Genomic DNA, 12,327 nt, shown 5'->3' with positions numbered 1-12,327 from the left:
GAAGGACCCCACGCATGGCATTCAGCAACCGACCCGACGGCGAAAAATCCGCAACCCAACGACACAGCGTCAGTTACCGGATCGGCGTTTCGCTGATGCGTCACGTCGGTCGCGGTAAGGCGCGGCGGCGTGGGGGTGTCGGGCTCGCGATCACGGGTCTCGCCGCGAGCCTGTGCGTCACGTTGACCCTGCCGGCCGCAGCAGCGCCAGCAGGGTTCGACAAGCCGAAGCTGGAGGCGACCAAGCCGGTCAAGGTCACCGACCACCAACCGGTCAAGAAGTCCGGCCTGACAAAGAAGCAGCAGGCAGACGTCGTCCGCGCCCGAGGAGCCGGGAAAGAGAAGGTCACCTGGCCGGCGGCGAAGGCTGCCAAGCTCGCGGCGCCAGCCACAACGGCGTCCGACCACGCCAGCGCTGCGGCGAGTAGTGACAGTGGCGCCGACTCCGTCTCGGCGGACCTCGGCCCGGTCGAGGTCTCCGCCGGACCTGATTGGACGGACCTGAAAGCCGAGGTCGTCGCACATGCTGAGTCCGCAAAGGCAGGCGTCGATGGTGTCGCGGTTCGCCTTGCCCCCACGACGGCGCAACAGCAAGGCGCGGAGGCTGCAGCCAGTTCCGACAAGTCGAGTAAGAAGTCGATCAAGGCCGCTTCGGTCGAGGTGCGGTTGGACTACACCGCGATCGAAGCCGCCCATGGTGCCGACTGGGCTGGCCGGGTCTCACCTCGGCTGTATCCCGAGTGCGTCCTGACGACTCCGGAGAAACAGGCCTGCCAGGACTTCACGACCTTGGGCGCAGACCGCGACACCAAGACCAAGTCGATCACCGCAGAGGTCCCGGAGGCCGGCTTTACCGATTCGGGCGTAGTGCTGTTCGCCGCGACGAGCGCATCTGCGACCGGCTCTGGTGACTTCGGCGCCACCCCTCTCGCGGCTTCCTCGTCGTGGTCGGTTGGAGGCTCATCGGGTGGATTCTCTTGGTCCCACCCGTTCACGTTGACGGCACCGGCAGCAGGGTCAGCGCCGTCGCTGGCGGTGGAGTACTCCTCACAGACGGTCGATGGGATGACCTCGACCACCAACAACCAGTCCTCGGTGCTGGGGGAGGGCTTCGACCTGTCTCAGGCCTTCATCGAGCGCTCCTACCTGGTGTGTGACACCGACGGCCGCGACAACAAGGCCGACATGTGCTGGAAGAGCGACAACGCCACCCTCGCGATGGCGGGCGCCGGCGGGGAGTTGGTCAAGGCTGGAGACGGCACGTGGAAGCTCACCAACGATGACGGCACCCGGGTCCGGCGCATCGCGACCGCTGCGGACTCCACGAATACGCGCGTGGAGAGCAACGCCACGTTGGCAGCAGCAAACCCCGACAACAACAACGAATACTGGGAAGTCACTCGCCCCGACGGCACCCGGCTCTACTTCGGTCGTTCCCGGGTTCCTGGTCAAACCGAGCCAACGAACTCGGTGTGGACGACGCCGGTCTACGGCAACAACGAGGGCGAGCCCTGCTACGACGCCTCGTCGGGCTCGGAGAGCTTCTGTGCGAAGCAGGCTTGGCGGTGGAACCTCGACTATGTCGTCGACACGTCCGGCAACGGCACCGCCTACCGGTACGCCGAAGACGTCAACCATTACCGCCGCAACAACACCACCCCGACCGAGTACACCCGAGGTGGACGCCTGACCCAGGTCGACTACGGCCTGCGCAACGGCGCCGACGGCGGCACCACCAACGACACCCCGCCCTATCGAGTCGCGCTCAACTACGCCACCCGCTGCTTGGCGACGACCGGATGTGAGACCTACACCCAGTCGAACTGGCCCGACACCCCGTACGACCAGCTCTGCGCCGCAGGCGCGGAATGCACCGGCAAGGTCTCGCCCACCTACTTCACCCGCCACCGGTTGAACACCGTTACGGCACATGCCCGCGTTGGAGGCGCCTACACGCCGGTGGATGAGTGGGCATTCGACTACACCTGGGTCAATCCCGACAACCAGCAGGAAAGCGTGCTGTGGCTGAGCAAGATCACCCGCACTGGCAAGGCCGGCGACGGCGCTGACATCACGCTCCCTCCGACCACGTTCAGCTGGTCCAGTCACGACAACCGCGTCAACACCGCCGCTGACGGGATCTCCCCGCTCACTCGCTACCGGCTCCAGGGCATCACCACCGAGACCGGTGCCCACACCTCGGTGTTCTACAGCGACCCGAACTGCACTCCTGGTGACCTGCCCGCTGCAGCCGAGTCGAACGCGCGGCGCTGCTACCCGGTGAAGTGGACCCCCGAAGGGGTGACCCAGGAGCGCACCGACTGGTTCCACAAGTACGTCGTGACCCAGGTCGACCAGATCGACCGCACCGGTGACGGTGACCCGATCACCACCTTCTACAACTACGAAGGTGGCGCCGCATGGGCCTACAACAACTCCCGGCTCGTCCCGGAGAAGTACCGCACCTGGTCACAGTGGCGTGGCTACGAAACAGTCCGGACCACGACCGGTGACCCTGATATCACCGACACCCAAACTCAATCGGTCGCGACCTATTTCCGAGGCATGGATGGCGATCGAGCCAACGCTGACGGGGGCACCAAGAACGTCACCGTCGCCGACTCGACGGGTGTCTCTCATGCCGACAACAGCCACTTGGCTGGGACCGCCCTGGAGACCAAGACGCTGACCGGCGCCGGAGGCGCGCTGCACACGAGCACGATCAACCAGCCCTGGGTCCACGTCACCGCCGGCAGCGGTCTGAACTCGGCCGCGTTCACCGGCACAGCCACCACTCTGACAAGGCAGGCGTCTTCGGCTGGCGGTTACCGCACCCGGCAGATCGACTACAGCCACGACAACACCACTGGCGTTGTGACCCGGGTCTCTGACCTCGGCGATACCGCGGTCTCGACCGACCAAACCTGTACCGCGACCGAGTATGTCGGCACCCGGACAGTCGATGCGGCTTGGATGGTCGGGTTCGCGTCTCGCCAGGTCACCTCCAAGGGCGCCTGTGGCGTTACCGCTCTGAATCCGTCCGAGGCCAACACGATCTCCCACACCCGCACCCGTTATGACGGCGGCACCCAGGGCCAAGCCCCCACCAAAGGCCTGCCCACCGAGACGGACCGTGTGAAGTCGTTCAACACCACGCCGGCGCCGGTCTTCCAGACCACCGCGACCAGCACCTTCGACGCGTACGGACGCCAGGTCAGCGTGAAGGTGCCGGCAGGCAACGGCGCGACCAGTACCGATACAACCGTCTACACCCACACCGCTGACGGGACGCTCGCGAGCGTCGCGCAGACGCAGGACTCGACCGGCAAGGCGTTCAAGACGACCACCTCGTACACGCCGGAGCGTTCGATGGCGGTGAAGATCACGGACCCGAACAGCAAGAACACCTCCGCCGCCTACGACGCTCTCGGCCGGACGGTGTCCTTGTGGAAGACCAACCGGTCCGCCTCCGCCACCCCGTCGGTCAAGTACAGCTACAAGATCAGCCCCACCGAACCGATCGCGGTCACCACCAGCACGTTGAACCGGCTCGGCGACGGCTACCGGGTCAGCACTGAGATCTACGACTCCCTCCTCCGGCCCCGCCAGACCCAGACCGCATCACCCGGCGGGCGCCTGATCACCGGTGTCCTCTACGACGCTCTCGGCAACGCTGACCGGTCCTATGACCGGCTCTTCACCACCGGCACCCCGACCGACACCATGGCCGACGTCCTTCTAGGGACGGCCTCGCACTCGGTCAAGACCGGCTTCGACGGCCTTGCCCGACCGACCAAGGTGACCGAGTACAGCCACACCGACGAGCTCTGGTCGACCAACCTCACATATGCCGGTGTCGACAAGGCAACTGTCGACCCGCCTCAAGGGGCACCCACGACGACCGGATACACCGATATCCGCGGTCAGCAGATCAAGCACGTCGAGCACGGCTCCACCGATGCCCGGGACCTGACCACGACGTACGACTACGACCTGGCCGGGCAGACGGTCGCCATGCACTCACCCGCGGGCGAGTTCGAGTGGGACTACGACCTCAGGGGCCGCAAGATCTCCCAGTCTGACCCCGAGGCCGGCACCACCAGGTTCACCTACACCGAGAACGACCTCCTCGCCTCGACGACCGACGCACGTGGCAGAGCAACCTCCACGATCTACGACCAGCTCAACCGGTCCACTGCCCATTATGACGGCACGACCGCCGACGCCACGAAGATGTTGACGTCGTGGACCTACGACACCCCGATGAAGGGCCTCCCGAGCTCGACCAGTCGCTATGTGGGCGGCCAGAGCGGCGCGAAGTTCACCCACACCATTGCGAGCTACAACACCGCGTACAACGTCTCGTCCGAGAACTTCACCGTCACAGGCGCCGCCACCGGCGACGAGACGCTCACCAGCCTCGACAACGGGCTCCCCGCGTCGCTTTTGCATCAGGTCCAATACAACGTCGACCAGTCCGTGTCGATCGACTACGTCCCCGGCGTCACCGTCGGCACCACCAGCGTGCTCGCCAAGGAGGCCGTCGACTACACCTACGACGAGCTCGGCAACCCGATCACGATGGGCGGGACGAACTGGATCGTCCAGGACATCGACTACGACGGCTGGAACCAGCCATCGGTCATCCACCTCGGTCAAGGCCCCGGCCAGTCGCTATACCTGTCCAACAGCTACCAGGAAGCCACTGGTCGACTGACTCGGACACTCGCAACCACAAGCCTGTCCGAGACCGTCGTCTCAGACCACCATTACACCTACGACCCGGCGGGGAACCCGACCAAAGACCACGACCGCGCCAACGGTGACGCTCAGTGCTACACCTACGACGATCACCAGCGTCTCGCCGTTGCATGGACGCCTGCCGACGCAAACTGTGAGACCGACCCGGCCACGGCACTGCTCGGCGGACCGTCGCCTTACCGCCAGTCCTGGACCTACACAGGCAGCGGCCTGCGCAAGACACAGACCAGCTACCTGCCCGCGGTCGGAACGACGACTCCGGCCAGCGAGGTGACCGACACCTACACCTACCCGGCGGCGGGATCAGCGCACGCGAACTTCCCGACTGCGGTCACCCGCACTAACACTGCCACTGGCGAGGCCATCGAGACCAGCCCCTATGACGTGGACGACGCCGGCAACACGACCGCTCGTCCAGGTGCGGTTGCAGGCACCACCCAGGATCTGACCTGGAACAGCGAAGGCAACCTCGCTTCGCTCACGGTCAAGGGCGACGGCCCGGATAAGGCGACGACGTACGTCTACGGTGCCGACGGCACCCTTCTGGTCAAAGACTCGCCGTCCGAGAAGACCCTGATGGCCTTCGGCCTCGAGATCACCGTCGACAAGACGGCCAGTCCGTGGGTCACCTCGGCGGCGCGTCACTATGACACTCCGGTTGGTCAGGTCGCGGTCCGTCACAGTGACGGTTCGCTGGACTTCCAGATCCCAGACGCTCACGGAACAGCCCAAACCAGCCTCGACGCCGCCAGCCTTACTGCGACGCGGCGCTACATGACCCCGTTCGGTGAAGACCGAGCGACGATCACGGGGGCGGACCCGGACGAGGAAACCGACGCCTGGCCGACCAGCCGCGGGTTCTTGAACATGCAGGTCGACGACAACACCGGGTTGACCTCGGTCGGTGCGCGGCAATACGACGCCGGAATCGGCAGGTTCATCTCGGTCGATCCACTCCTGTACACCGCTGACTCATCCCAGGCGCTGGGTTACGTTTACGCCAACAACAATCCGTTGACCTGGTCTGATCCGACCGGGCTGGGCCCCACCTGCGCGTCAGATGCAGGTGGCTCCGCTGGATCATGCGGCTACGACGGCAACCAGATCACCTGGTACGACAGCGACGACGACGGTGACTGGCACAACACGCCAGGTACCCCAGGCCGAGACACCGACCCGGATGGTGCCAAGGGCACCAAGGGAGGGACGAAGAACGTCTCCGGCGAGCAGACCGGCCCGACCAGAGAAGAGCTCGAAGCAGCCGAAGAAGCAAAGGCGACCCTGAACCGTTCGATCGGCGAGGTTGCTCTCAAGGTGGGCTGGGAGGTCCTGAAGGACTTCATCGGCTACAACGACCTGGTCTCGTGTCTGGACAAGGACTACAAGGCCTGCGTTGGTCTGGTGCTCGGGAGTATCCCGTGGGGCAAGGCATTCAAGGCTGGTAAGGCGCTCTACAAGATCGGGAAGGCTGCTGCTGAGTTCATCGGACAGCAAAAGGCGGCCAGCAAGCTGCTAGCCACGATGCGGTCGAAGTACTCGCCAGGCTGCAACTCGTTCACCGGTGACACTCTAGTGCTCTTGGCTGACGGGCGACGGATCCCGATCCGGGATGTACGCATCGGTGACCGGGTGTGGGCGACGAACCCGGTGACTGGGGTGGAAGGTCCGCGCCCGGTGACCAACTTGATCCGGCATTCGGGCCCACACACGATGGCGTCGGTGCAGACCGCGGACGGCCGCTGGATCGACGCGACGGACAATCACCCGTTCTGGGTCGACAACAGGGGGCCGGGAGCGTGGGTGCCAGCAATCGATCTCGCGGTTGGGGATCTGCTCCAGACCAGGGCGGGAACGCGGGTCCAGATCACAGCGGTGAATGTTTGGGCCGGTGATCTGACGGCTTACAACCTGACGGTTGATGGGATCCACACCTACCACGTCGGTGTCGGCGACATCCTCGTTCACAACACCAACAACGACGCCTGTGATCTCTCCTCTGTCGACTGGAACAAGCAGGAGAAGCACTTCCCAGGGCATCCAAACTTCCTGCCGGGACGCAGCACCACGACGGAGGACCCACGTGTCCTTGCTCGGAAAGCTGGCACGGGGACCCAGTTGGGTAAGGCGCCGGTGGGAGAGCCGGGGTCAAAGGAACGCGTCGATTACGGCGAGGTCATCGGAAAGTACGCTGACCGCGGCACGGGCGAACTCACGCCGACCACCGTTGCGGTCCTTCATTACAGTAAGAACGGCGTACACGCAGTTCCTGCGCGACCGAACGGATTGGGCTGATGGACTTCAGGGTCAGTGTCCTTCTTTCGATGCAGCGAGCCCTTTGGGACCTCGTGACGCCGAACCTCCGTGGCGTGGCAATTCGGATTGCCCCGGTCCGCGTCGAGGCGCGGTTTCTGCTGGAGAACGAACCGACAGATGAGGACCTTGAAAACATTTCAGAGGCGGAGACGGCCATGATGGCCGACGTCCGGAACGACGTGGCGGTCTCCTTCACCGCATCATGGGTCCCGAACTCATTGCCGCGCGACCTAGAACAGAGCGAGGAGTGGGTCTACCTCCGCAAGGAGTCGTGACATCAGTGCGATTTAGCTGGTGATACTCGGAGGGCCGCCGCCTCAGGGGGCACCGCTGTCTTCGTGACTGTGCATCGGGGTGGTCACGATTGAGAAGATCGTGACCTCGGTGTCGGCCAGGGACGATGCGGGAGTTAATACCGCGCAGTTGTGCGGGGACTTCTTGGTCCAAGGTATACCCGATTCAGGGGATGGGGGGCCGATTAACGGGAGGAACACCGCGCATGTCCGCGACACTGCCGTGTCGCGGCCGAGGTGGCCGCCTTGTGCAGGGATGGATGATGACGCGGATTCACGACAACTGGCGTCTGCTGGCGGCGGGTGCAGTCGCAGCTGTTCTCGGGGTGAGCAGCCTGGTCATGTCGGGAGGGGCGACGGCGGACACGGCTCCGATCGACCCGGAGCTGCCGGAGACGGTCTCGGCCGACGTACTCCCGACGGTGCAGATCAACGGGGTCGCCTGGAAGCAGGTGATCGTCGGCGACATCGTCTATGTCGGTGGCAACTTCAGCTCGGCCCGTCCGGCGGGCGCCGCGGCCGGCTCCGATGAGACGCCGCGGTCCAACATGCTCGCCTACCGGCTCTCGACCGGCGAGCTGATCCCCGGCTTCGCGCCGAGCTTCAACGGCCAGGTCAAGGACATGGCGCTCTCGCCCGACAAGACGCTGCTCTACGTCGCCGGCAGCTTCACGCAGGTCAACGGGGTGAACCGCTACCGCGGCGCCGCGATCAACCTGGCCACCGGCGCGCTGGCCAGCTTCCGCCCGATCTTCAACTCGACCACCAACGCGGTCGCGGCGACCGCCGACGCGGTCTTCTACGGCGGCGTGTTCACCTCGGCCGACAACACCGCGCGTACGAAGCTGGCCGCCGTCCGGCCGGGCGACACCGGCACCCAGCAGCTGCCGATGAACCCGACGGTCTCCAACGGTTCCGTGCAGGACATCGTGGTCTCGCCCGACGGCGCCGACATCGTGATCGCGGGCAACTTCACCCGGGTCAACGGCCTCTCCAACCCCGGCTACGGCCTGGCCCGGATCAAGGTCGCGACCGGCGCCTCGATGGCGCTCCCGGTCAACTCCGAGGTCCGCAACGGTGGATCCAACTCCGCGATCCTCTCCCTGGAGAGCGACGGCACCAGCTTCTACGGCACCGGCTACCACTACGGCAGCGGCGGCAACGTCGAGGGCTCCTTCAAGGCCGACTGGGCCACCGGCAAGCTGACCTGGCTCGAGGACTGCCACGGCGACACCTACTCGATCTGGCCGACCGCCGACGTGGTCTACCAGGCCAGCCACAAGCACTACTGCGGCAACTCCGGCGGGTTCCCGGAGACCAACCCGCGCAGCTTCCAGCACTCCACTGCGGTCACCCAGGACGTACGCGGCACCAACACCCGCGACATCTACGGTTACCCCGACCACCCCGGCACCCCGCGTCCGGAGTTTCTGGAGTGGTACCCGAAGTGGACCCCCGGCACCTTCACCGGTGCCAACCAGGCGCCCTGGACGGTGACGGCCAACGCCGCCTACGTCGTCTACGGCGGCGAGTTCCTCAAGATCAACGGGATCGCCCAGCAGGGTCTGGCGCGGTTCGCGGTCAACACGATCGCCCCCAACGACGTCGGTCCGGCCATGTCCGGCGCGGAGTTCGGGCTCACCGCGACCTCGCCGGCCGACGGACAGGTCAAGCTGACCTGGCCCGGCAACGCCGACATGGACAACGCGACCGTGACCTACAAGGTCTACCGCGGTTCGACCGATGTCGCCCCGATCCACACCAAGCCCGTCACCGCGGCGTTCTGGAAGCAGACCACGCAGAGCTTCCTCGACACCGCGGCGCCGCCGGGCACCACCCAGAGCTACCGTGTCGTCGCCGAGGACGCCTTCGGCAACCAGTCGCCCACCGAGTGGATCACCGTCGACGTCGCCGGCGAGCCGGCACCTCCGGCCGAGGGCGTCGTCGCCGCGGACACCTTCGGACGTGCCGAGGCGAGCGGCTGGGGCACGGCCGAGACCGGTGGCACCTGGACCCGCACCACCGGCACCGCCGGCAACTTCTCGGTCTCCGAGGGCCGCGGTTGGCACTCGGTCACCCCGAGTGGGACGACCGAGTCCCGGCTCGAGGAGGTCTCGGCCGGTGACGTCGACGCCACCGTCAGCGTCGGCGCCTCCCGCCTCCCGGACGCGGGCTACGTCTGGTCGATCCTCGGCGCCCGTGTCTCCGGCACCAACCACTACGCCTCGCGGCTCCGGTTCAACCCGGACGGCACCGTCGGCGTCCATCTCGTACGCAGCGGCACCCCGGTCGTCGGCGCCAACGTCGTCCCGGGCCTGAGCGTCGCGCCCGGCGACCGGCTGAAGGTACGCCTCCAGGTCACCGGCACCGCACCGGCGACCGTGCGCACCAAGGTGTGGCCGGCCGGTTCCGCGGAGCCGTCGGGCTGGACGTACGAGCTCACCGACTCGACCCTCGCCAACCAGATCCTCGGCGGAGTGATGCTGCGCAGCTTCGGCGCCTCGACGATCGGCACCACGCCGGTCCTGGTCGGCTACGACGACCTGAAGGTCATCGAGCCGTAGGAGGCATACCCGATCTTGGGGAGTAGGCGTCAGGATCCCCCCACGGGCGTCCGGGTTGGGCTTTAATCCAACGTCTTTGAATCGATGTCTTTGTCCGACCCGCCCGCGGAAGATCCCCCATGCTCAGTCAAGTCCCGCGCTCGAGGATGTACGTCGCGGCAGCCGTCGCTGCCGTCGTCCTCGTGAGCGTCGCGGCCGTGCTCATCGTGCGCAATCCGTCCGGCCCGGCCGACGCAGGGTCGGACTCGACGGCGGCCGCCGCACCCTCCTCGACGGCGACCCCGTCGGAGAAGGAGTCCGAGTCCTCCGAGTCGGAAGAGTCGGAGCCGGGAAAGCCGTCGGGCGACAACCGCGCGGTCGGTCTGAAGGCCGAGGCGACCTCGGCCCCGGGCGTGACGGCGCGGCTGGCCAGGATCGACTCGGTCCAGGCCACGGCGAGCCTGCCTGGCGAGATCGGCGGTCCGGCGCTCGCGATCACGGTGAAGGTGAAGAACCAGACCGGAAAGAAGCTCGACCTGGCGCTCGGTGTGGTCAACGCCTACTACGGGCCTGAGCGCACCCCAGCGGTGAGCGTCGCCTCCGACGGCGAGGTGCCGTTCCCGGCCTCGGTCGGGGACGGCGAATCCGCCAAGGGTGTCTACGTCTTCCAGATCCCCGAGGAAGCCCGCCCCGTACGCGTCGAGCTCGATCTTGGCAACGGCGCCGACGTGGTGGTCTTCAAGGGCCGTCCCCAGCGATAACCCTCCCCCCACGATGAGAGATGTGATGAAGCCGATCCTGGCTGTTCTGTTGCTCGCGGCAACGAGCCTGACCTTGACGACGACCTCCGCATCCGCGGACACCGCGCCGAGCGATCCCGACCTGCCGAAGACGGTCGCTGCCGACGTACTTCCCACCGTGCAGATCAACGGCGTCGCCTGGAAGCAGGTGATCGTCGGCGACATCGTCTACGTCGGTGGCAACTTCACCTCGGCGCGGCCGGCGGGCGCCGCGGCCGGCACCAGCGAGACCGCCCGGTCCAACATGCTGGCCTACCGGCTCTCGACCGGGAAGCTGGTCACCACGTTCGCACCGAAGTTCAACGGCCAGGTCAAGGACATGGCGCTCTCGCCCGACAAGAAGCTGCTGTACGTCGCGGGCGGCTTCACCCAGGTCGACGGCGTCAACCGCTACCGGGCCGCCGCGATCGACCTCGCGACCGGCAAGGCCACCGGCTTCCGGCCGATCTTCAACTCGACCACGAACGCGGTCGCGGCCACGTCGAGCGCGGTCTTCTATGGCGGCGTGTTCACCTCGGCCGACAAGACGGCGCGTACGAAGGTGGCCGCCGTCAAGCCCGGCGACACCGGCACCGGCCTGCTGCCGATGAACCCGAAGGTCGCCGGCGGCAACGTCAACGACATCGTGGCCTCCTCCGACGGCACCAAGATCGTGATCGGCGGGGCGTTCACCAGCGTCAACGGCTCCTCCAACCCGGGCTACGGCCTGGCCCGGATCGAGGTCTCCTCGGGCAAGTCGCTGGCGTTGCCGGTCAACTCCGAGATCCGCAACGGCGGCGCCGAGGCCGCGATCCTCTCGCTGGAGTCCGACGGCACCAGCTTCTACGGCACCGGCTACGACTACGGCAGCGGCGGCAACTCCGAGGGCTCCTTCAAGGCCGACTGGGCAACCGGCAAGCTGACCTGGCTCGAGGACTGCCACGGCGACACCTACGCCGTCTGGCCGACCGCCGAGACCGTCTACCAGGCCAGCCACAAGCACGGCTGCGACACCTCCGGTGGGTTCCCGGAGACCAAGCCGCGGGCGTGGTACCACGCCACCGCCACCACCCAGGACGTACGCGGCACCAACATCGCCGACGACAAGTACGGCTACCCCGACCATCCCGGCACCCCGCGCCCGGAGTTCCTGGAGTGGTACCCCAAGTGGACCAACGGCACCTACACCAGCGCCAAGCAGTCGACCTGGACCGTGACCGCCAACGGCAGCTACGTGCTGTACGGCGGTGAGTTCCTGAAGGTCAACGGCGTCGCGCAGCAGGGCCTGGTGCGGTTCGCCGTCAAGGACATCGCTCCCAACAAGGTCGGCCCGACGCTGAAGGGCGCCAAATGGGCGCTGACCGGCTCTTCACCCTCCGCGGGCAAGGCCACGCTGAAGTGGCCGGGCAACCCCGACAAGGACAACGCGACCGTCACCTACAAGCTCTACCGCGGCTCGCTCGACTCCACGCCGATCAAGACCGTGAAGGTCTCGGCCCCGTTCTGGAAGCACACCGCGATGACCTTCACCGACACCGGCCGTGCCAGCGGCTCGTCGCAGAAGTACAAGATCGAGGCAGTGGACCCGCTCGGCAACATCTCCCGCTCCGACTGGGTGACGGTCACGATCAGATGATGT

The 12,327-nt window shown here is 66.4% G+C and carries 5 protein-coding genes; all 5 read left to right on the top strand.

Annotation, left to right across the window (positions count from 1 at the left end; all coding sequences use genetic code 11):
* Positions 1–95 precede the first annotated feature (95 nt).
* The 5 genes from AB0F44_RS24730 to AB0F44_RS24710 all read left to right on the top strand — a co-directional run bounded on the left by AB0F44_RS24730 (position 96) and on the right by AB0F44_RS24710 (position 12,324).
* Entirely contained in the window at positions 96–7,052 is a 6,957-nt protein-coding gene (locus AB0F44_RS24730) for a polymorphic toxin type 50 domain-containing protein (RefSeq protein ID WP_357359316.1), read from the top strand.
* A complete protein-coding gene (locus AB0F44_RS24725; RefSeq protein ID WP_357359315.1) occupies positions 7,052–7,348 on the top strand; it encodes a hypothetical protein in 297 nt (98 codons plus the stop codon). The genes AB0F44_RS24730 and AB0F44_RS24725 overlap by 1 nt, the downstream gene beginning before the upstream one ends.
* 281 nt (positions 7,349–7,629) lie before the next feature.
* Entirely contained in the window at positions 7,630–9,930 is a 2,301-nt protein-coding gene (locus AB0F44_RS24720) for a hypothetical protein (RefSeq protein ID WP_357359314.1), read from the top strand.
* Between the two features lie 119 nt (positions 9,931–10,049).
* Positions 10,050–10,670, top strand: a complete 621-nt coding sequence (locus AB0F44_RS24715) for a hypothetical protein (protein ID WP_357359313.1) — start codon at positions 10,050–10,052, stop codon at positions 10,668–10,670.
* A gap of 25 nt (positions 10,671–10,695) precedes the next feature.
* Positions 10,696–12,324, top strand: coding sequence for a hypothetical protein (locus tag AB0F44_RS24710; protein WP_357359312.1), 1,629 nt, complete (start codon positions 10,696–10,698; stop codon positions 12,322–12,324).
* Positions 12,325–12,327: the final 3 nt, after the last annotated feature.

This window comes from Nocardioides sp. NPDC023903, assembly GCF_040639295.1.
GTDB lineage: Bacteria > Actinomycetota > Actinomycetes > Propionibacteriales > Nocardioidaceae > Nocardioides.
Note: the sequence above shows the minus strand (reverse complement) of the source record. Positions and strands in the feature narration are given on the sequence as shown.